Consider the following 22,720-nt stretch of genomic DNA (forward strand, 5'->3'; position numbering starts at 1 on the left):
ATTTGAGAGTGATGGCATTGTCACATTGGTCGCAATCAATATTTAGGAAAAAATATTTTTGCAAGAAGTAAAATTTATTTTCTCATTTTTGTCCCTTATTTTTAACAAGAGTACAAATGGCAAAGAAGGCGGCGATCAGCTTTATCTTTATAACATTGCTTATTGATGTGACAGGTCTGGGTATAATTATACCTGTCTTGCCAAAGTTAATTGAAGAATTGACCGGAGGAAGTATAAGTGATGCCAGTGCCATTGGAGGATGGCTAACTGCTACTTATGCTGCGTTGCAGTTTCTTTTTTCACCAATATTAGGCGGGTTAAGCGATAGGTATGGCCGGAGACCAGTGTTATTGATCTCATTATTTGGATTTGCATTGGATTATTTATTTCTTTCATATGCTCCGACTATTAGTTGGTTGTTTGTAGGGAGAGCTATTGCCGGTATATCAGGGGCAAGTTTTACTACTGCATCTGCCTATATCGCAGATATTAGCAATGACAAAAATCGTGCACAGAATTTTGGAATGATCGGAGCTGCCTTTGGACTAGGCTTTATCATTGGTCCTGTAATAGGGGGGCTTTTAGGTTCTATGGGGTCCAGAGTACCTTTTATGTTTGCTGCAGGTCTTAGCTTTTTGAATTGGATGTATGGTTATTTTGTACTTCCTGAATCCTTACCTGCTGATCAGCGGAGAAAATTTGACTGGAAGACTACTATTCCTGGACGCTCTTTATTGAAAATAAGAAATTATCCTGCTATAGGTGGTTTAGCTATTTCCTTTTTTCTGATAAGTCTTGCTTCACATGCAGTTCAAACAAACTGGAGTTTCTTTACAATTGAAAAATTTGGTTGGTCAGAAAAGATGATCGGCATTTCACTTGGTGTGGTTGGTCTTTTAGTTGCCTTGGTACAAGGCCTTCTGATCAGATATACAAGTCCTTTGCTTGGCAATAAAAAAAGTATATTTTTCGGTTTATTGTTTTATTCATTGGGGCTTTTTCTATTTGCTTTTGCCAATCAGGGCTGGATGATGTTTGTATTCCTGATACCTTATTGTTTGGGTGGGATCGCCGGTCCTGCGCTTCAATCTATTATCTCTTCAAGTGTTCACAACAATGAGCAAGGTGAATTGCAAGGATCCTTGACTAGTTTGATCAGTTTAACATCCATATTAGGTCCGCCTTTAATGACTGGTTTATTCGCTTATTTTACACGCCCGTCCGCTCCTGTGCATTTCTCCGGCGTGTCATTTTTACTGGGTGGTATTTTAATGTTGTTAAGTGCATTTTGTGCTTATTTAGCACTGAAAACTAAAGGCGTAAGTGTGATTTAAGTTCTACATTGTTAATAATTAATATATTACTGAGTAGGTGTTTTAATTATTACTTGTGGTTATAGTTTTCCAAATTTTCATTTAAATTAATTGACCTTTTCAGCGTCTTTTTCAATAGTTCTGAAGGTGAGATTGACCCTAGGTCCAAAATTTTTCTTAGTAGGAGGAAGTCGATGCAGCCAATTTTCTTGTGTATCACCTTTCATTATTAGCAGGCTGCCATGTTCAAGAACACGCGAGATTACTTCCTTTGTCCTTTTGTTCTTGAATGCAAATTTCCTTTCAGCTCCAAAACTTAGTGAAGCAATAGCCCCCTTTTTTTTCAAATCTTTTTCACCATCACTGTGCCATGCCATTCCTTCTTCTCCAGAGTGATAAAGGTTTAGTAGGCAAGAATTAAATGTTTCTCCGGTTAAATTTTCTGTTAACTCCTTTAATTCTATCAATTCGGATGTCCAGATTAATCCTGTTTTTTTAATATTGGAATAGGTATATTCGAATGGTTTATCTGCATACCAAGCTACTTTTCGCTTTGTGATGATGTGTTTGCCAAAGATCACAGCTTCATCGTTTTTCCATTTAATATTTTCTAATAGAATTTTGAAATAGTGATCGGACTTAGACAATGACATGATATGTCCAAAATAATGGACTTCTCCGCCATATGGTAAAAGGTTGATTGAAGGATCAGGGCTGAGATTGAACATGTCCATGGTATATGTATTATTTGAATTATAACTAAAGTTTTGAGAGAAAGTTGGTAGTGAGGAGGTGAGGAGGTGAGAGGGTGAGAAAGTGAAAAAGTGAGGAGGGGAGGAGGACCTTCCATATCGAAAACAGTTAACAAATGTCAGATTCTTCTAGTGTCTGGAATCTAGCATCTAAAACAAAAAGCCCCGCCCGGTTCGTTTACCGGAGCGGGGCTCATCCCAAAAACAGTATATTGCCTAATTCTTAAGTCTGATCATCTTTCTCATCTCAGTGCCATATTTAGTGCTTACTTCATAATAAAGTACACCGTTAGCATTGATCATGTTTGCGTTGATCAGGATCTCATTTGATCCTTTAGCGTATTGTTTAGTAGTTTGATAGATTGTTCTACCATTGATGTCGTAGATCTTAAGTGTTACGTCAAGATTTTCTGGAAGTGTAACTCCGATGCGTGTTTCATCAGAGAATGGATTTGGTCTGTTTTGGAAAACAGTAACTCCTTCATTTGAACTTCCGTTGAACTTCATGTCTACTTTGTATTCTGATTCATCTGAACCGTATGCAGTTGCTTTTAAGTCTTGTGCATCTACGCTTAGTGCTTCACTCACCTTGATATCTTTGTTAGATATGATAGTGAAAGTAAGAGCACCTTCTGTAGAAGAAACACCATCATTGTTCCATGATAATTTAGCTTTAGAATCTGAAACCAGATTGAAATTATCAGTACCAAAGTTTAGATCATTGCTTTCAATGTTTTTGATAGCAACACCTTGTGCAGCGTTTACAGCCATTTGGAAACCTTCAATAGAAGCGAAATCGCTTACTTTGAAAGTAACTTGTGTCGCTATGCCCGCAGGTATAATTTGATCATCTGCAGTGAATGAAAGGGTTTTAAGGTCTCTCACTTCGATATCATTATCACCGTTAAGGCTCAATGTAACGTTGTTGTTGACATCACCCAATTTCATACCGAAGAAGTCAAGATCATTCATAGTAGCATTTGGTACTACTGAGATTTGCTCAGGGAATGCAGATGCGAATGGATTAGCAGGATTAGCAAATTGGAATGCTTTGTCCACGAATCTCCAGCTTTGTCCACTAGGGAATTGCTCATCTTTTCCAAGGATCAATCTTCTCATCGCTACGATATCCGCAACAGTAAGTTTATTATCCATAGTTACATCAGCTGCAATGATTTTATAAGGTCCATCCAAAGCCTTTTTGTTAAGGAGGTGGTTTTGGATCTTGATAATATCACCTGTTTCTACTCCGTTAAGAGGATCTCTATCACTTTGTGGTTTGATCACATAGCTGCTACCTGCATTGATTGAATTGAATTTGTATGTTCCTTCATTCGTAGTGTTTGTGTTACCTGCGCCGCTTACTGCAACTTTAGGAATACCTTCAGATTTTTCTGTTACAATTTTACCTGCTACGAATGTCGTGATGTTGCCATCGCATACATTGTTATTATCTTGGATAATTACTGTAACTACTACATAATCCTGGTTGCCATAGATATCTGTTACCCAGAATTCTATTGAAGCCGGAGGATTGTTTCCGATATCATCACAATCGAATGTTACGATATTGTCATTGACATCTGAGCTGAATGAATATTGTAGAGGACCACCGCAGTTAGCGAAAGAACCTGCATCAAAGAAAATAGCTGGAAGTGTGATTGTACCAGTTGATGGCATGATCTCTGTTACTAAATGATGAGCAACCGGAGTTGGTTTCTTCCTGTTTATAACAGTTACAATTAAGCAAGATTCTCCCACATTACCGCAAAGATCAGTTGCATAGAAACATACTCTGTGAACACCTAGTGGATATAGACCGGAAGCATTATTGCCCTGACCTACTGCATCCCAGGTAGGAGTGCCGCTTGTAGAATAGTTATAATCTATTTTATAGTTATATTTCAATTGATTCGTCGGAGTGCAATCATCAGTAGCACTATTAGATACTGAAACCAATTCCTGGAAGCAATCTGTATCTTCAGATACAGCTAGTATATCAGCAATAGGTGCGAATACCGGAGCAACAGTATTTCTAACTTTAATTATTGATGTGAAGTGAACTGCTGTTTCAAGCGCAGCCTCTAATCCATAAGTAGAAGCATAACACCAATCGATGATAGTCCAGTATCTTATGATTTTGAAACAAGCATCAGGAAGGCCATAGTATACTTCGTCTCTGTGGTTATAAGCCAGGTTGAAGCAGGTTGTTACCTGGTCAAGTAGGAATATAGGACGTTGTGCATCAGGTAGATCATCAGGATCAAGATTATCCACTACGCATGGACCATCAATAATCATTGTATCATTTGGAGCATCAAAGTATTCCTTATACAAGTATAATGGATTTTTATAGATGTGTATCACTTGTGTTTTTGTCACTTTGTTACCAAAAGGATCGGTAGCTGTAAACGTACGAGTAATAGTACCTGATCCACAATCAGTAAAGTCAGTATCTACTTCTTCCGTGATTACTACATTACAATTGTCAGTAGCAACACCATCAAGGTATCCTACATAATAATTTCCTTGTACATCAGTGTAAATCGTATCAGTTCTTCTTGGAGTACCATCAGTATATACATAACCAAATGTAAATCCTAAATCTTCAGGGTTGTATGCGTATTCGCAAGGTACCCACATATCAGGTGGTATAGTTAAAATAGGATTTGTTTTATCCTGAATTTTAATAGATACCATACACTCACTAACATTTCCTGATTGATCATATACAAACAATCTTATCTGAATAGGATTATTCGCGATATCACAGCAATAGAAATCAATATAATCTTGTTGGTCTGTCTGTTTATCATCATCACCGTTACAATCTGCCACCATTCTAGCAACTTTGAAAGTCACCGGACCGCAATTATCCCATGATCCATTGTCAAATGAAGCAGCTGGTACTCTTACATAGTTGCTGCCATTAGGTATACTTGCTACAGTATTTTCAATACAAATAGCATTCGGTGCAACTGCATCAGCTACAGTGATTTGTAAAGTATCTATAGTGTTATTGATACAACCATCATTTACTGAGTAAATAATATTATGTACACCCACTGGTAATTTTACAGTGAATCCACCATTTTGAGTTTTAAATCCACCTGGATATGAAACATTCCATTTTAGAGTTGTCTGGCAATTATCAGTTGCTACAGCAGGAGGGATTAATACATTAGCAAAACAATCGAAATTGTTAGTATTTACAGTAAAGTCATTTGGTATAGTTAATACAGGAGGTACTGTATCCAATATAAAAATGATCTGAAGATGATTATCTTCATAATCAGTGCCACAATACCATTCCGTAACAGTCCAGCTACGTATTACTTTAACCATACATCCAAGATCAATGATTTGATCCGTATAACTTGTGAATAGTCCGCAAACATTCATTAAGTTGTTAGGGAATAAAGGAACTTCGGCATCACCTATAGTAGGTACACCAGTTACAGTGCTACTTGGATGGCCATTTGCATCTTTTGCATAAGCTTGATCACAATAAACAGTATCAGTAGCAGGATAGTCAATTGAATCAAGGTTTGGTCTTTCGATAACAATAGTATCTGTGCAAGTATCACTCGCATTTCCTACTGCGTCAGTAGCATAGTATGTTCTGAATATTCTTCTAAGATATCCTTCATTTTCTTCAGTACATGGAAGCTCCACAGTTGTCATAGACAAGATGTGAGGAGTCACTGGACCTGAACAGTCAAATGGATTGATATTAGCAAAATTCACATCTGCATAACATGGAATAGTATCTGATCCGCAGAAGATCTCCGGAGCAAGTTTATCCTCGAATGTATGCCAGTTCCAGCAAGAATTGCCGGTAGAGATACTTACATATTCTAATACATAAGTTTTACCAATCAATGAATAAGGTACGTTTGCAGGAGACAAACCATCAGCAATAATAAAGCTGTTAGTTGCTGTTTCCAAAATCGGACCTGTCATTGTAGCTTTAAGGTTAATAGTGTAAAGACCACCACAACCGATTAAGGAAGCTGCTTGAACAACCATTGGAAGCGTTATTAAGGCTTCGCAATCTGCATCAACTGAGATATTACTTGATGTACATGCTGGAGAGCACTGTGCATTCAAGTTGTTGTTAAATAAGAAAAGACACAAAACAAAGAATAATCCTACCGCAGGATTAAAATTCATTTTGCTCTTCAAACGATCTGTAAAATTCGTTTTTTTCATGAGACACTTAGTTTAAGTTTTTAGAATTAAGAATTAAAATATTGTGCATGCGCACGCCCAGCGTTCTGGAGCCGCAATACTGTAGTTTCTTATTACAAAAGTCTGTCCCTGAGGTATATCGCTATACACTCAGAATTATATGCTAGATGTTCATGAAAACATATGAGGGTTCAGGTCAATGCTTTGCAGAAAAACTGACATACAAAAATTTGCTCTGAAAATATTTAACTTTCAGGCAGGTCTATTCTAAAACTAAGGTTGGAAATTGTACAAAAAGAGCGTTTGAAAATTATCCGCTTGTAGGAGCAAAATAATATTCAATTTTATCGCAAGAACTAATTATAAAAGTGTGTAGGTTTGGTTCGGTTCGGTTCGAGTTAATTAGTTTTTTTTCTCGCAGATTATTTAACGTATTTCTTTTAATACATGGTACAAATATATCATGTGAATTTAGATCTCACACATACCTATGTGGTAGTATATTTTAAATTATATAAAAAACATAATTATATATCATTGATAATCAATAAAAAAGGGAGTAAAAATTAATTTACTCCCTTTAAAAAATGGTCTTAATTCAAAAAACTACAGTGTCAAAATCATTTTTTTCGTATCTGTGAACACATCTGATTCAAATTTATATATATAAATTCCAGAACCATTTATGTCTGTTGATTTAACTTCTATTGTATTTAATCCCTTTTCAAACATGCCTTTTTTGACAAAAACAGTTCTTCCGGTTGCATCGAATATTGTAAGTTTACCCTGTGTCGATTCTGTTAGTAACACATTGATATTCGTTTTATTGCTGAAAGGATTTGGAGAGTTCTGTAATAACTTACCAGAAGCGGATTTGTCACTTTCCCAACTTCCAACAGCCAGCATTACGATATTCTTAGTAATTCCTTTTACATCATATGCTTCAGCTTGTATTCTGCCCTCTGTTATGGATATATCATCCATCAAGTTGCCCTTATTCAATTTTTTAAATGTGATAACACCAATTTCTTTACCTGATCTACCTAGTTCATCGTCCCAGCTAAAAGCCATTGTTCCTGGATTATTTTGATCTACATTGTAATTTTCATCTGTGAATCCTTCTAAATTGCCGTTTTCGAAAGAGACAAACTCCAGAGCACTATTGTCAAAATTAAGTTCAAACTGGAATCCTCTCAAATCCTTTAGTTGATCAGATGATAATTTTACTTTAACATAATCATCTTTGCTTTCTGCTAAGGATGTATATATGATAACAGGTTGATTTCTTGTATCGAGCTCTCCGGATGCGATTTCATCCATTGCACTATTGTTCACATCTCCGAGCTTAAGAGCTACAAAATTTACAATGGGCTTCATACCTAAGACATTTTGAAGTGTTCTTTCGAATACCTTTGGCTGATTAAATGGATTCTTTTTATTAGGGAAATGGTACCCCTTATCAGCAAATCTCCATGATTCATCAGATGAGAATTTATCAGTCTTACCCAGGATCAATTTTCTAATCTCTATTAGGTCTCTTACACTTACTGCGTTGTCTGCATTTACATCAGCTGACAATAATTTATAGGGCGAATCAAGGGATTTCCTTCCTAGAATATGATCTCTGATTGCAATCGCATCTGCAGTATTGACCCCTTTCAATGCCGGCCCACTTTTCCTTGCATTTACTTGTAGATCTGCTCCAGGTATCACATCATAGATCTCATAGTCCCCTGAGGCGCCAGATTTGGTTAAATAATGTTTATCGCCATCTGCAATGATCTCAACATCAACTAACGGCCTTCCACCTTCATCTGCCAAGTTTCCAACTATGCCCATCAAGTTATTGCAATTCGTATTTTGGCCTACTGGCACCAAGACATTTAAATCTACAATACATGAAGTAGATAAACCTGACTTATCAAATACCCATACCTTAACATCAGGGATACTTAAATCCTGAGGACTTCCGGTGCATACCAGATAAATAATACTGTCACTTAAGTCCAAAGAATCAAAGGTGAAATAGATATCAAAATAGTTGCAATTGTCAAATGCTTCATAAGGAATGTATGAGAAATCTGATGCATATACTGTATCCAATCCCGATTCATTTATGAAGACATCAAGACTATCCGGACATGGCCATGTTGGTGGAAAAGAATCAACTACCTGAACATATAGTGAAAAATTATTACCATTTCCGCATATATCTTCTACGTAATAATTGATCTTAACAGTGCCCAGTGTAAAAAATCCCGATGCATCTAATGAGTTATTGTCTATTGCTCCCGGATAATCATTAGTAGCTATCGCCAAAGGAGAGCAATCAGATATAATCAAGTTGCTTAGATCTACCATTTTCTTACAATCATCCAACGTTAATGGAGAAAGTATCGTGTCACCATCATTGTAATTAGTGATCTGAGGCCCCATATTATCAATTATATCTATATGCTGAAGAAATGTAAATACTCCATTTTGTGTATTAGGTACATAGTTGCAACTATCTATTACAGTCCAAAGCCTATCAATGGCTGAACAGGCATCAATATCCAACGGATCTGATGGTGTATCAGTGTAACTCACTGAAGACATAGTACATCCATCTCCAACATTTATCACAGGGAAACTGCCTAAAGAGTCGGGGTCTATACTGCCACTGCATTCAATAGTGATCGGGCTGTCCGGCCATTCTATATTAGCTTCTGTCAATGGAGTAGTCCCCATGACATTTATATTAAAGCTGCATTGGTCAGTTCTGCCATCATTTGTTAAAATACTATATGTAACAGTCAAAATTGAATTGCCACATACACTTACATTTCCTGTGATCAAAGTGTCCAGATCGTAGGTACCACAAACATTCATTATGGTAGGTGCAGGTAAATTATTTGGATTAAATTCCATCATACATGACACATCAAAACCAGGAGGGCATATCAATAGATCATTGCTTTCATATTCCACTGTGACAGTAGTTACACCTATAGTTGTAAGACCACATGAATTGGTAGCAGTAAAAGTAACAAGTGTCACCCCAAATGGATAAATCCCGTCTGCATTTGCACCGCCATTATTAAAGCTATTAGTGATAACGATCGGCTGACCACAACCTGTGGCGGTGGCTAAGGCAAGATCGACCTGAGCTGTACAATTATTGATATTAGTTGGCTCTATCGTTACATTTGGTGGTACTATAAGATTCGGTGCTGTAGCCCCAGTGACTGTAATGTTCTGAAGATGAACGAACTTTCCATCAGTTCCTCCGGAAAGTAAGAAAATACAAGAATCAATCACTGTATATTGTTTGACATATACAGCGCATCCATCCCCATTGATCGTCGTGTCTACATTGGCTGAAAAAATATCAATTTCATTGCAGAATTCTCCTAAAAGTATTGGATATCCTGTGACGCTTGTATCATTTATATTAGGATTGCAACCAGCCATATCCAGATCAGCAGGCCATATAATGTCTCCTTCATCCAATGCGTTTGGATTGGTTACATTAAATGTTTTAGTGCAGGACGCTGAGTTGCCTCCAGCATCTGTAGCTGTGTAAACAATGTCAATTGTACCTTCATTATTACAGTCCAACACAGAGTTTACCAACCATGTGATCACAGGATCACCGCAATTGTCCGTGGCAGTTGGTAGATAATTCTCAGGATTGAGGGTATCGGTTTGGAAACATGTAAGTTCGATGTCTACATCAGCACCACAATTAATCTGAGGAAACTCTTTGTCTTGCACTGTTACAGTAAATGAGCAAGTAGTGCAGTTACCATATTGGTCGCACACTTTAAAATCAAGTGTATTAACTTGACCGACTTCATCACATGTATATGTTACACAATTTGTGTATGAATTATCGGTTGACTTTTTAATGGAAATAGTTAATGGACCTGCGCAATTGTCAGAATAATCAAAGCCCAGGCTATCGGCACATACGATGCCTGTCTCCGTATTTCCTAGCCCGACATTTATATTATGGCAAGTAAGGTATGGAGCTTGTTGATCTTCGACAGTCACATTATAAGTGCAGGTAGACGAATTGTTGCATCCATCATTTGCTCTGACTTCAATGATATGCTCACCGATGAGGAGCGAAGTAGAGGTGTTAAATACCAGTAATCCATCCACACGGAATGAAAATGTTACATTATTGCTGCAATTATCTGTAGCTATCACAGCCGGAAAAGAATAATTGGCTACACATAGATCCTGAGTGAGACCGATTGTAGTATCTGCAGGACAAAAAATAATAGGAGCTGTAGTATCAATGGACATGATGAATTGAGTATCACGTGCACTAGGAGTATTATTACATTCATCCATTACTGTCCAGATTCTTCTAATTTTGAATCTACCCGGACAGCCCATTGGAATTGTTTTATCCACTTTACCAAACCAAGTATAACAGACGCCTCTCAAAGGATATCCCATCCAGGTCGGTTCACCTGTGACGGAAGTATCCTGGCTAAATTCACTGCAACTCATCGTAGTATCGTTAGGAAATACGATCTCATCTAATACTGGTCGCAAGAACCTTACGGTATCCTGGCAGGTAGCTGAATTGCCTGAAGCGTCAGTGGCTTTGTAGGTTCTGACTATTTCAAAGGTATAAGGAGATGGACAAGTATAGTTTTTTTCTGTATGACTTAGAATAGTCACGGTGGGCGGATTGGTGCAATTGTCTGTAACAGTCACCAATTCGGTATATGGAGGCTGTATACTATATATTTCTATACCGCATGGCAATTCTTTAGTAGCACATTCAAACGTTGGTGGCATTTTATCTTCCACAAAGAATTGTGTAGAACAAGTCTGGTCAGCGATAGGATCATAAATAACTGCTGTGAGAAAATGCCCCACATCATCACAATCAATAATCGGCGCCGGCCTTCCAACAATGGATAATTGTAGGGATGCAAAGTTAATATATGTAGGAGTAACAAAATATCCAGGCGTGATCTGGGACGTGCCGCTTTGGCTAATTGAAATGTTCACCCCTGCCAGGCAATTCAAAGCAGCCGCCTGTTCTGTGGCTGAAATAGTAATAACAGGAAGTTCTTCCTGTTGCTTTTTAGACTGAGGTAATTCGCTGGAGGTGTTCTGTATAAACAGGACGCCCATTAAAGCCACCCAAACTAAATCAAAGACCATGAACCTGTCAATCGCTTTGCCTTTTCTTTGTAAAAACTTCATAATTCTAACTGTAGTTTACTTAAATGAATAATGACCTATTCTGCAAGTGAAAAAGGCCAAAGGATAATACTTTACTACCCTTTGGACAAGAAACCTTATTACAAAATATATCATACCGGTAAAGTCCGGGATTGAATACTGTTTTTGGGAAAACGCTTATTCTTACTTTTTAATAGTAGCCGGCCACGAATGACCGGCTTCACGGTTCTATTAAAAAATTATTCTTAGATATTAGAAAATATACTTAATTATATATCTCTAATTATTCATTCTTTAGATATGACAAAATTATGTAATATGTTTGAGCTCACAATACCACCGAATAATTAAATATTAAATAATTTTATAATATATAATGAAATAATGGATATGAAGTTGATTCGCCGGATGCCTTGGTGCAGCATGGTTTAATTCATAAAAATAAGCCCTAAAGGAGGATTCTCAAGAATGGAATTGCTACCTGGCAAAATAGTTGTATTAAATAAAAATGTAATATAATAAGGTAAATTCAATACTTGTTGGGTAGAAAAAATAGATATTGAATGATTTACCCGCTGCAAATTATGGTCTATCCGCCTCAGACTTTCCAAACTCCATATTTGGATCCTTATGCATCTGTATCACCATTTTTCCTCCTTTCATAATATCACTGTGCGTAATATAGGACTTCAGGTAAGGCTGATTATTAAACGTGATCCCTCTGATATATTTATCTTTCGGATCTTTTCTCAAGACATGTATTTCGAATATCTTACCATTTGGCAGATGTAGTTTAAGATCTTCCATTCTTGGGCTTCCGATGACATATACACCATTCCCGGGATGCACCTGGTAGAATCCCATAGCAGACATCACATACCAAGCGCTCATCTGACCCGCATCTTCATTACCACATAATCCATCAGGTTGGGAAGTATACATACTATCCATCAATGTTCTCGTCATGGACGCTGTCTTCCATTGCTCACCTGCGAAATTATACAAATAGGGTATATGATGATTTGGTTCATTGCCCTGCGCATATTGACCGATTAATCCCGAAATATCCGGACTGGCTTCTTCCCCCATCGATCCACTTGCATTAAATAAGGAGTCAAGTTTATTTGTAAAATATTTGTCACCTCCCATAAGTTTGATCAAACCATGCACATCCTGAGGCACGAGCCACGTGTATTGCCAGCCGTTGCCTTCACAATAATCATTCTCTCGATGTTTGGCTTCGAATGGACTAAATGGAGCACGGAATTGTCCATTCGCCAACTTTCCACGCATAAATTTTGTATTAGAATCAAAATATAATTTATACAATTTCGCTCTTTTATCATAGTATGCAGCATCCTCTGTCTTGCCCATAGATTTCGCCATCAAAGCAATACAAGCATCATCGATGGCATATTCCAATGCTTTGGCGACTGATTCATTGACAGAATCGGCTGGAATGAATGCTAATTTCTGAATGTATTGAATGCCGTTAATCTTTTGCATAGCAGACTGCTTCACTGCTTCATAAGCCAGATTCGCATCAAATCCTCTATGCCCTTTCATATAAGCATCCACGACCACAGGCACTGCACTATATCCGACCATCGTATTAGTTTCATTCCCGGACAAATGCCACACCGGCAGCTTACCTTGTTGCTTATATATATTAAGCATAGAATTAATAATGTCATCGATCCTTCCGGACTGAGTGATCGTCAATAAAGGATGCAAGGCGCGATAAGTATCCCAAAGTGAAAATAGAGTATAATTAGGTTTGCCATCGCCGGAATATACTTTCTGATCGCTGCCTCGATACTGGCCATTGACATCATCATACGTTGAAGGGAAAAATAAGCATGATATAATGCTGTATAAAATATAGTCTTCAGATCACGTGATGCATCGTATTCTACGGTGGACAATTCCTTGTTCCAGGCATCAGAAGCATTAGTTTTTACTTTGTCAAAATTCCAGCCGGGTACTTCTGTTTGCATATTTAGCAAAGCATTCTCTGAACTGACTGCCGAAATTCCAACTTTAACCATCACAACTTCTTCTTTTTGCAATGCAAATTTTATAATTGCTCTTGCACGAACAGTTGTTAGTTTACTTCCATCGATTGAAATTGAGTCATCATATAATTGAAAAGATTGCAGCCTTTGTGATAGTTTAATTGCAAAATAAACTTGTTGGTTTTTAGCCCAACCTTTCGACTGTCTATATCCAGTGATGATGGAATCATTTACCACTTCAATATGAGTTTCGACAGGACTATCACCCTGTACCGAAAGCGAGATCCAGGACGATATGTGAATTGTTATTTTCAACAAAAGTATATCGATGCATACCCACTCTTTTAGTAGTAGTCAAGTCAACTTTAACGTTATAATCTTTTAAGAAAACACTGTAAAATCCGGGCTTGCAGATCTCCTGATTATGAGAAAAGAAGATCCATATCCGTCCGATAATTCATCTTTATTTGCTGGTTTAACTTTAACTTTTCCGGTAGCAGGCAGCAGTAAAATATCATTCCAATCGCCGATGCCGGTGCCACTCAGATGCGTGTGTGAATCCAAGAATTTCCTTACTCGCATAATTATAACCACTACACCAGTCCCATCCTTTGTCTATGTTCACCGGCCCTAATTGAACACCTCCAAACGGAACATTGGCGCCCAGAAAGACGTGGCCATGGTTAGCAGTGCCGATGAATGGATTGACAAAATCTATAGCTGACTTGTTGGTTTTCTGGGAAATAACAGTGCTTGGAAATAGGGTTAATACCGCCAATGAGTTGAGAAGTATAATTTTTAAAATGCGATTCATGATTATGTTTCTAGTTTTTATTCTTACACAATAGTAGAGAATTCATTTCAAATAATTGAGTAGATAATTTAAGAGTCGTTTTTTTATATTGATCGAAGCTCATATATACTTCGAAAATATGCTGAATTCTTAAAGATCAGTCTGAAAAGATATGCAACTCAAGGGAGAATCTTAAATTTTCACACATTAACATATATAATTTTACGAAATATGATATTTTTAAAAATTAAATTAAATGCATAATTATTTTACATTTATTTACTATTATTTATTTTCTATTCGATTATTTTTGAAAACATAATAAACATTAAAATACATTTTGATGTCAGTGAGGCCAACTTAATTACATGTAAAGAAAATTTTACATTTGGTTCAGTTAATAATGTCTAATTTGTGTTCATTATCAAAAAGGGATATTAAGTACATCCAGATTTGGAATATAATAATGAATAACATTTTAACAATAACTCTTAACCCATAAAATAATTAACTTTTTACATTGATCTTAGCATGATTTTTAAATCACCTAATACACACACCACATATTTTACACTGAATTAGTTCAACTCTTTTGAACATTGATTTTTACGCGTCTATACTGATAGGTCGATGATGTATTGTTGGTGATCGGAACTGAATGGTTGTGCTTAACCTCCTTTGTGTATTTTTAAATTCAAAAAATTAAAATAAGAAAATGTTAAATCTTAATTTTGCAATTATTATTATCTATAATTCAAATACGGCTCACGCTATTTCTCCATACTTGGAATCTCAATGTGGAACTACCTGTGGACAGGCTCAATTAATCTATAATTATGGAGAATAAAGTTTATAGTTGGACTCCTGTTGAAGCACCTTCTGTTCCAAGTACAGTTGATTGGTCGGGAACCTTGTATTTTAAAGTGATAAATCATTCAACTGGGGCGGTAGTTCTAAATCATTACAAAACAATAAATTTATTAAATGTAGTAGTAACATCAGTAGCTGGAGGAGGCAAACAGAGCGTTTTAGACATTTCAAGCGCAATCTTTCCAGTTGCAACAAATGGGGTTTTTAACGCTGCTCCTGGGCAGTACGATTTAATTTATTATTTATATGTGAAGCTTGAGAATTTACCATATTCATCAGGTTACAAATATATAGGGAGTAATAGTGTACCCTTAACAATTGATGCAAATGGGACTTCATTTCCAAAAGAAGTGACACAATCTCAAGTACAAAATACCAATACGCCAACAAGTTTAAAGGTAGATGGTTTTACCCTTGATCCTTCATCTACGACCCCAGTATATTCATGTAAATCTTTTGGCCATTTAGAATTGATTTTTCAAATATTACAGAATGCAGAACCTACACGATTAAAGTCGATTATGCTGATGTTACTGCATTAGGATGTGGGGCTTCTCCAACTTATACTTCTGGACTAACTTATAATCTGAATGCAGTATATTCTGGAGGAATAATGCAAAATTATGTTGAACTTCCCAACTTCAACACTAACACTCCGATAATAAATTCTGGAAATAATGGTAAAACATTTAAACTAAAAATAACAATTAGTAATACAGGGTAGCATACTGCTCTGCAGCTATAATTTACCGGTGTATAAGTGTTTCTGGTGCTGCTGCATCCACAAATCTAGAAATTGTAAATGGCGGGTATACAGCTCCGACAACCATAATTGGGTCAGCTCCATTGTTGACTTATTCATCTGTAAATTTTAATGCGGCTAGGAATGCCACTTATGCAGTATCTCAATTTAACATTTCTTTGGAAGCATCTAAAACAACTTCTGGACCTTGGGTAACAGTATACCCGGAGCATACGCTACGCCACTTTCAGGAGGTATTCCAGATGTGCAAATAAATAGACTTCCTGCACCAGCTAATGCCACTTTGATTCATATCCTGGTCTTTCGATACCCACTTTTACCTCTTGGCCTCTTGTTTGGGGGGATTAATCACGGATACATTTATTACAGACTTACTGTTTCGGTGCAAAATAATTGTAATACTGCAGCTTCTCAATTTTCATATTTTAAGCTAAACCTATCAAATCCATTAACAAAAGAATTAGGTGACCTTTTGGATATTTCTAATGAAAAACCTGGAAACTTTTATGAATGAAAATATTGTAAGTAATATAAATGAAGCATTTAGTGAAGAATTGACCAATAAAATTGAAAATTATCCTAACCCTTTAAGAATGAATTAACCTTCACTCATTTAGGCGAAAAGTCGGTAATTTTAATTTACGATCTTAATCAAAAGATAGTTGGTAATTTTGAATCGAATTCAGATAACTATACGTTTAATACAAGTAATTGGATGAGTTCAGTATATTTCTACCAAATTAGAGAAATGATGGAACTGTTTCTGTAGGGAAAATAATTAAAATGGAATAATGATCAACCATTCATTATATAGAACTAACAAGTGCCATCATTTATGGCACTTGTTTATTATTATTATTTTTATTATTATAATATTTACTCAAAAATCATTTACTCAGGCGATCGGTCGTGTTGGTGGGGATTATTAATTCAGATGGAAAGGTAGATACTATTGGTACCGGAACTCAACCTCAATTTGCGTATGAGTTGTGTGAAGGTGCATGTTTTCAAGTAATTAGCCTAGATTTTACATTAGATCCAACTCAAGCAATATTGGAAGACACAATAATTTGGGAGTTTCAAACCGGGTTACCTAAAATCAGCATGGAAAATTCTCCATCCATCTGTTTTCCTATAATAACAACATTAGAAATTGTAACATTACACAGATTTGTAACAAATTTCCCATCAGGTCAGCCTTCCTTCAAATCATGGTATACAGAAACTTTCTATTTGATTGTAGAAAAATGTCCACCAGAAGCATTTTTCATCCAAGACAAGGAAATTGTTTGCCAAAATAATTTTGTTCAATTTTCAGATTCATCTTTTAGGCATCCTGATGAGTGGGAGTGGAAATTTGAAGGCGGCAAACCTTCTTTTTGGTCAGGCAGGAATCCTCCATGCATTGAGTATAATATTCCAGGTATATACCAGGTGTCATTATCGGTAAAAAACGATCAAGGAATTGATACTTTAATTAAATATAACACTATTGAAGTGTTCAAAGCTCCAATAAAACAGGATGGAATTGAAACTCATTTTGTAGGAATGTACGGTAGAGATACATTAATTAATTCATGTGTGAAAGGAGATATTTATAAATGGAAACCTTCAGAAGGCCTTTCATGTGATGATTGTGAACAACCTATTTTGAGATTTGGAGCAATTAAACAATATCTCTGTATAGTTTCTGTCGAAAATGGAGTGTGCTCTGACAGCTGCATTGTAAATATTAGAACAGAGATGGAACTACCTAAAATTTTCTTCCCTAATGTAATCAGCCCAAATTATGATGGCATTAATGACATCTTTGAAGGCAGTTGGTCAAACGCCGAAATCCAGGAGTTACACATTTATGATCGGTGGGGGGGCGTAAAATACAGTTCGAATTCAAATTTTACATGGGACGCCACATATAAAGGACAAGAAGTTGATAATGGAGTGTATGTTTATTATGTAGTTTATAAAAATAACTTTACTGGAAGTAAGGAAGTTAAATCTGGAAGTGTTACAGTAGCAAAATGAGTGAATTTTAATTAGTGCTTTTCCTTTCGTGAACTTCCAAAACGAAATATTATTGATGCTTACTATTATAAATCAAGACTTTACTGTGAGAACTAAATACAATGGATTATATACATCTAAATCCCATCCAAGCAGGGTTAACTTATAATATACATAATGAATCAATATAATCAATGGAAAAAATTTGATCATTTTCATTAATTTTTAGTATTATATTCGTTAAATGGACTATTTTTGAAGAATATGAACTAGGGGAAGCAGGGTCAGAATTTTTTTAAAACAGTGGAAAAATAAAAACTTAATTAATATAGGTACTTGTTTTGATTGGGACATTTTTACTAACCAATATGATATGAAAATTGGAAATATAATATTAAGATTATATTATGCTCTTGGAATTTCTAGTTTACTTTTTATAGTAAACAACTATGGTCAGCCAGTTATTATTACTTTCAATGTAGTCTTAGGAATAGCAATGTTTGCAGCTTTGCTGTTTGTTATTATGTTAATTGAAAATATTTTTCAGAAAGATGTTCAAAGTAAATAGTTATAGATAACATTGGAAATCATTTCTAAACGGTTTGTATTGGCCTGACCCCCTAAATACTGGATAGTTATTTTAGAAATTAAGTTTCTTCTTCAATATCAAAGTTGAAATTTTTATTTTCTATTATTATAGTTTCTCATAAATGAATAAGCAAAAAAAAATGCTCCCCAATATTTCATTGAAGAGACATGCTATTTTTTATTTCGCAGAATAATTAATCCACTACAACCATACCACTTGCCATAAACCTGATCTCTGTCTTAGGTTCTGTGATGGCATCGATCTCATCTTGAGATTTCTTCGCGTCTTCAGCATAATGCTTCAGTTCTTCCACAGAAGTAGTCGTTAGTTTGGCCTCTCCTTCCAATACGACATTTTTACCTATTGCAGCGACAGGAACGAAGAATGCATAATCCTTCATTTTACAAATGCAGTAGTATTATCATCCACAGCAAGTTCGATCCAGCATCCTTTTGCCGAACAAACATCCAGCACCTTTGCTTTTACTTTAGTTTGAATGACAGGTTCTTTTTCAAGTTTGGCGAGGAAGTTGAGCAATATCCATTGCACCCTTAGATTTAGGTTTTTTTACCATAATAATCACCCACCTTTGCATCTCCGGCAGGAGGCTGAGCAAAAGTAACGATGGCAAATAGCGTAAATAGTGAAAAACAATATTGATTTTAACATAATATATTTTTAATGGCGAAGATATAATTTTATTGGTTTTAAACAATATCTTGACAAATACAAAATAAGAGAATATAACTGCCGAAGAACGATTTTCCCCTCGTTTGAGGGGCCAAGGGGGAGAAAAATCCAGAGTTATTTAGATTATGTTTTGCTAGTTGTTAAAATCATTAGATTATGGCGTCTATCAACACCACGGCTGTCGCCACCCCCCGCCTATTCAAGCGGGCAAGCATCTGCCAGAGGGGAAGTTGCGACTTTATTTCTTCTTTCTAGAACATTTAGATATACAGATCTAAACATATATCAATTAAATTGAAGTGAATGAATATGACCTCAAAAGGGGAAAATGTTCCAACTGCACTTCTACCAATGCTGAAACAAAAAAAACCCGGCAATATACCGGGGCTTTAAAAGCTTGTCTGCTTAAAAAATCTTGTAATAGAAAAGGTTCTTGTCCAAAACACAGTGACAAAATCCACTGCTGTCGATATGAAAAATTAAATTATCTTCCTTGTAGATGATTCTATACCGGAAAACTAACTATAAAAATAAAATAATCAACGCTATAGTCACTACCATCCAGAGCCTGACATCTTTTTACATACTGTTTTACTTCTTTTGTAACTGACATGTTTCTTGTTTATAAAAACGATTAATAATAATCGGCTCGTAAAAATATAAGGGACTTTCTACTACCTTATACTAGCAAATATGATACCACAACAATTAATCGTAATATCTTCCTGAAGCCACTGCCTGACTATTTTATGTTAAAAGTTTCTATATGGGATTTCTATCATATTATAGTTAAATTATATGTTTGTGTATTTATAACTAAATCGCTGTTTTTTCGTTATACTTTCTTTCGCTTTCAAAAGCCCTATTTCAACACAGTTTTAAGCTATATGCATATGGTCATCAGATACACATTTAAGTTATTTTTAGTTCTGTCTTTCATTGGTTTTCAACAAATCGTCTCTTCAGCACAATCCAAACAACTTTCTTCGGAACTATCACTGATGGGAAACCGGAGAAACACTTATAGGTGCCAAGGTTGAAATCATAGATGCCAACAAAGCTACTGTGACTAATGAATATGGATTTTATTCTATAACAATTCCTGCTACTGATACAATCATCCTATCGGCTTCCTACATCGGCATGGAGACTTTCTACCAGCGACTTCCAGGCATGAATGATACCAAATGGAACATCGAACTCATGCCAGGCACTACTACGCTTGATGAAGTCATCATCGTGGCTGACCAACTCCGCGATAAAATGAGTTCTACCCAAATGAGTATGGAGCAGATCTCTGCTAAAACAAGTAAAAGTCCTGCCTGCTTTGTTTGGTGAAGTGGACATCATCAAGACGCTTCAATTAAAAGCAGGAGTTTCATCCGGCTCTGAAGGTAGCACAGGTCTTTATGTCCGAGGTGGTGCAGGTGACCAGAACCTTATCATGCTTGGTGAAGCCAACGTGTATAACGCCAATCACCTTTTGGTTTCTTCAGTACCTTCAATTCTGATGCTATTAAGGATGTGCGTCTCTTTAAAGGTGGATTTCCTGCCCAATACGGTGGTAGATTGTCTTCTGTGATAGATGTCCGCATGAAAGACGGCAATAATAAAAAGTTAAGCCGGATCAGGCGGCATAGGGCTTATCACCTCAAGATTAACACTGGAAGGCCCAACAGGTGAAAATACCAGTTTTGTAGTTTCCGGAAGAAGGACATACGTAGACCTTATTACCAATGCAATAAATAAAAGTCAGGAAGATAAGCCTGACTTCAATAAGATACCGGGTTACAATTTTTATGATCTCAATGCTAAAATAAATACCAAGTTGGGTGAGAAAGACCGTATTTATTTAAGTGGATATTTTGGTAAAGACCAGTTCGCCCTAAAGGATAGCACGCTTGATCTTGGTTTTAGCTGGGGAAATGCCACTTTAACAGCACGTTGGAATCACATCTTCAACAATAAACTATTCGCCAATACGTCCTTCATATTTTCAGATTATAACTACGATATTTCTAATGAGATCAGTGGTTTTAGTTTTTCCTCGGTTCTAAGATCAGAAACTATGCCGGAAAATGGACTTTTCTTATAACCCAAATTAAAACATTCCATTAAGATGGGTATATCTACGACCTATTATGATTTTACTGTAGGAAGGTTGAAGGCAGGCTCGGATGATGGATCCATTTCATTTAGTTCGGGCATAGACAGAACCGGCATGGAGTATGGGTTGTATGTATCTGATGAATTTGAGATTATAAAAACCTTAAAGCTAATGCAGGCCTTCGTTTATCAGGATGGACGAGCAACAACTATTTCGATGGAGGCATTGAACCAAGACTGGCACTTTTATATGAAGTCAATCCTAGATGGTCTATAAAAGGAGGTTATGCCAGAATGAAACAATACGTCCACTTAATATCCAATTCCGGCATATCACTACCTACTGATGTGTGGTATCCCTCTACAGATGCTGTTCATCCACAACGATCTGATCAGGTTTCAGCAGGATTTAGTTACCTGATAGCTAAGGGGCTCTTACTGACCAATGAATATTATTATAAATGGTTGAAAAATCAGGTTGATTTCAGAGATGGTGCCAATTTATTCCTGAATGATGAGATCGAAAGGGAATTTGAATTCGGAAAAGGATACGCATACGGGACTGAAGTGAGTCTCGAGAAAGACTTTGGCAAACTATCAGGATGGATCGCCTATACTTTGGCATTTGTCAAGCGAGGAGGCTTCCTGGCATTATGGACGGTAGATATTTCTCACCAAGATATGACCGAAGGAATGATATTAAAGTGGTCGCTACCTATAAATTCAACAGAAGATGGACCGCCTCAGCTACATGGGTATATGGATCAGGCGATCTGGCGTGGCTCCCTGGGGGAAGAGCTTTATTTCAGGATATAAAAGGCGGATCGATTGATCCTGTCACGCCTATTTATGGAGACCGAAACACGTTCAAGACTTCCTGCTTATCATCGCGGAGATATTAGTGTAATTTATTATATGTTTCGAAATGGGGAGAAAGTAATTTATCCTTGAGTATCTACAATGTCTATGATAGAAGAAACTCCTTACTTCCTAACTCTTGAAACAGAATTTAAAACAGTAAAACAGGGTGAAGTCGAAGTAAAGATCCCTGAAAAGATCAATGCGAGACAAGTTTCTTTGTTTCCAATACTTCCTTCTATCACCTGGAATTTTAATTTCTAAAAGAAATAGTAATGAAAAATCTAATTATATTTTGCCTGTCTCTAATGACACTAGTTTCTTGCAATCTTAGTAAAGAAGTAGACATAAATCTAACAGTCTATGGTTCGCAGCCTGTGGTAGGAATGTTACCTTATCCCGGTGAACGATATCAACTCTTACTAACTAAGAGCAATAGCTTCTTTGATCCTCTGACGATAGATAAATCCGGCGGCCTATCTTGAATCATTACTATTGAAAGGAGCTGATGTCAAAATCATTTACAATAATGATACAATTCAACTCCAGGAGACCCTAACATTTAATCCTGACAATGGTCAGATCT

Annotated in this window: 13 protein-coding genes and 6 pseudogenes; 13 read left to right on the forward strand and 6 right to left on the reverse strand. The window is 36.4% G+C overall.

Features of this window, described 5'->3' with window-relative positions; genetic code table 11:
- Positions 1-116 precede the first annotated feature (116 nt).
- Positions 117-1,334 carry a TCR/Tet family MFS transporter gene (locus IPI15_RS14835; protein ID WP_287405323.1) on the forward strand — a complete coding sequence of 406 codons (1,218 nt, stop codon included), beginning with the start codon at positions 117-119 and terminating at the stop codon, positions 1,332-1,334.
- 86 nt (positions 1,335-1,420) lie between these two features.
- On the opposite strand, the gene IPI15_RS14840 is transcribed toward IPI15_RS14835, so the two are convergent.
- The 5 genes and pseudogenes from IPI15_RS14840 to IPI15_RS14865 form a co-directional block, all read right to left on the reverse strand.
- Complete coding sequence (locus IPI15_RS14840; RefSeq protein WP_287405324.1) at positions 1,421-2,047, reverse strand: alpha-ketoglutarate-dependent dioxygenase AlkB family protein; 627 nt, start codon at positions 2,045-2,047, stop codon at positions 1,421-1,423.
- Between the two features lie 234 nt (positions 2,048-2,281).
- Positions 2,282-6,277: a T9SS type A sorting domain-containing protein gene (locus tag IPI15_RS14845; protein ID WP_287420981.1), complete on the reverse strand. Its 3,996-nt coding sequence runs from the start codon at positions 6,275-6,277 to the stop codon at positions 2,282-2,284.
- A 585-nt stretch (positions 6,278-6,862) separates the two neighbouring features.
- Positions 6,863-11,467, reverse strand: coding sequence for a T9SS type A sorting domain-containing protein (locus IPI15_RS14850; RefSeq protein ID WP_287420983.1), 4,605 nt, complete (start codon positions 11,465-11,467; stop codon positions 6,863-6,865).
- Between the two features lie 561 nt (positions 11,468-12,028).
- Positions 12,029-13,698 (reverse strand): annotated as a pseudogene (locus IPI15_RS14855) (GH92 family glycosyl hydrolase).
- A 25-nt stretch (positions 13,699-13,723) separates the two neighbouring features.
- A pseudogene (locus IPI15_RS14865) lies at positions 13,724-14,275 on the reverse strand (hypothetical protein).
- Between the two features lie 815 nt (positions 14,276-15,090).
- Between IPI15_RS14865 and IPI15_RS14870 the strand changes: the two are divergent.
- The 5 genes and pseudogenes from IPI15_RS14870 (at position 15,091) to IPI15_RS14885 (ending at position 18,459) form a co-directional block, all read left to right on the forward strand.
- Positions 15,091-15,666 (forward strand): hypothetical protein, encoded by a 576-nt coding sequence (locus IPI15_RS14870; protein WP_287420984.1) that lies wholly within the window; start codon positions 15,091-15,093, stop codon positions 15,664-15,666.
- Between the two features lie 408 nt (positions 15,667-16,074).
- On the forward strand, positions 16,075-16,401 hold the full coding sequence (locus IPI15_RS14875; RefSeq protein ID WP_287420985.1) for a hypothetical protein: 327 nt from the start codon (positions 16,075-16,077) through the stop codon (positions 16,399-16,401).
- Between the two features lie 81 nt (positions 16,402-16,482).
- Positions 16,483-16,656, forward strand: a pseudogene (locus tag IPI15_RS20165) (T9SS type A sorting domain-containing protein); the annotation flags it as partial.
- Positions 16,657-16,802: 146 nt separating this feature from the next.
- The gene (locus IPI15_RS14880; RefSeq protein WP_287420987.1) at positions 16,803-17,912 is read left to right on the forward strand and encodes a T9SS type B sorting domain-containing protein; all 1,110 of its coding nucleotides are present in this window, start codon (positions 16,803-16,805) and stop codon (positions 17,910-17,912) included.
- Positions 17,913-18,264: 352 nt separating this feature from the next.
- Positions 18,265-18,459 (forward strand): hypothetical protein, encoded by a 195-nt coding sequence (locus IPI15_RS14885; RefSeq protein ID WP_287420989.1) that lies wholly within the window; start codon positions 18,265-18,267, stop codon positions 18,457-18,459.
- Between the two features lie 214 nt (positions 18,460-18,673).
- On the opposite strand, the pseudogene IPI15_RS19915 reads toward IPI15_RS14885, so the two are convergent.
- Positions 18,674-19,029: pseudogene (locus IPI15_RS19915) on the reverse strand (DUF4920 domain-containing protein).
- Between the two features lie 1,158 nt (positions 19,030-20,187).
- Between IPI15_RS19915 and IPI15_RS14900 the strand changes: the two are divergent.
- The 7 genes and pseudogenes from IPI15_RS14900 to IPI15_RS14930 all read left to right on the forward strand — a co-directional run.
- Positions 20,188-20,508 (forward strand): annotated as a pseudogene (locus IPI15_RS14900) (carboxypeptidase-like regulatory domain-containing protein); the annotation flags it as partial.
- Entirely contained in the window at positions 20,498-20,752 is a 255-nt protein-coding gene (locus IPI15_RS14905; protein ID WP_287420995.1) for a hypothetical protein, read from the forward strand. The pseudogene IPI15_RS14900 and the gene IPI15_RS14905, both read left to right, overlap by 11 nt.
- Positions 20,753-20,998: 246 nt before the next feature.
- Positions 20,999-21,265, forward strand: a complete 267-nt coding sequence (locus IPI15_RS14910; RefSeq protein ID WP_287420997.1) for a hypothetical protein — start codon at positions 20,999-21,001, stop codon at positions 21,263-21,265.
- Positions 21,266-21,289: 24 nt separating this feature from the next.
- Complete coding sequence (locus IPI15_RS14915; protein WP_287420999.1) at positions 21,290-21,553, forward strand: hypothetical protein; 264 nt, start codon at positions 21,290-21,292, stop codon at positions 21,551-21,553.
- Positions 21,493-22,092, forward strand: a pseudogene (locus IPI15_RS14920) (TonB-dependent receptor domain-containing protein); the annotation flags it as partial. The gene IPI15_RS14915 and the pseudogene IPI15_RS14920, both read left to right, overlap by 61 nt.
- 150 nt (positions 22,093-22,242) lie before the next feature.
- Positions 22,243-22,398, forward strand: a complete 156-nt coding sequence (locus IPI15_RS14925) for a hypothetical protein (RefSeq protein ID WP_287421001.1) — start codon at positions 22,243-22,245, stop codon at positions 22,396-22,398.
- 11 nt (positions 22,399-22,409) lie between these two features.
- Complete coding sequence (locus IPI15_RS14930) at positions 22,410-22,619, forward strand: hypothetical protein (RefSeq protein ID WP_287421003.1); 210 nt, start codon at positions 22,410-22,412, stop codon at positions 22,617-22,619.
- The last annotated feature ends 101 nt before the right edge of the window (positions 22,620-22,720 follow it).

The sequence above is a fragment of the Candidatus Brachybacter algidus genome (assembly GCF_016707225.1).
In the GTDB taxonomy this organism is placed as follows: Bacteria; Bacteroidota; Bacteroidia; order Chitinophagales; family Saprospiraceae; genus Parvibacillus; species Parvibacillus algidus.

What these genes read in the sequence shown, in the direction of transcription:
- IPI15_RS14845 (WP_287420981.1), bottom strand. Translation starts at nt 6,277, where the DNA reads ATGAAAAAAACGAATTTTACAGATCGTTTGAAGAGCAAAATGAATTTT.
- IPI15_RS14930 (WP_287421003.1), top strand. Translation starts at nt 22,410, where the DNA reads ATGAAAAATCTAATTATATTTTGCCTGTCTCTAATGACACTAGTTTCT.
- IPI15_RS14870 (WP_287420984.1), top strand. Translation starts at nt 15,091, where the DNA reads ATGGAGAATAAAGTTTATAGTTGGACTCCTGTTGAAGCACCTTCTGTT.
- IPI15_RS14840 (WP_287405324.1), bottom strand. Translation starts at nt 2,047, where the DNA reads ATGGACATGTTCAATCTCAGCCCTGATCCTTCAATCAACCTTTTACCA.
- IPI15_RS14925 (WP_287421001.1), top strand. Translation starts at nt 22,243, where the DNA reads ATGATAGAAGAAACTCCTTACTTCCTAACTCTTGAAACAGAATTTAAA.
- IPI15_RS14885 (WP_287420989.1), top strand. Translation starts at nt 18,265, where the DNA reads ATGAAAATTGGAAATATAATATTAAGATTATATTATGCTCTTGGAATT.
- IPI15_RS14915 (WP_287420999.1), top strand. Translation starts at nt 21,290, where the DNA reads ATGGGTATATCTACGACCTATTATGATTTTACTGTAGGAAGGTTGAAG.
- IPI15_RS14850 (WP_287420983.1), bottom strand. Translation starts at nt 11,467, where the DNA reads ATGAAGTTTTTACAAAGAAAAGGCAAAGCGATTGACAGGTTCATGGTC.
- IPI15_RS14835 (WP_287405323.1), top strand. Translation starts at nt 117, where the DNA reads ATGGCAAAGAAGGCGGCGATCAGCTTTATCTTTATAACATTGCTTATT.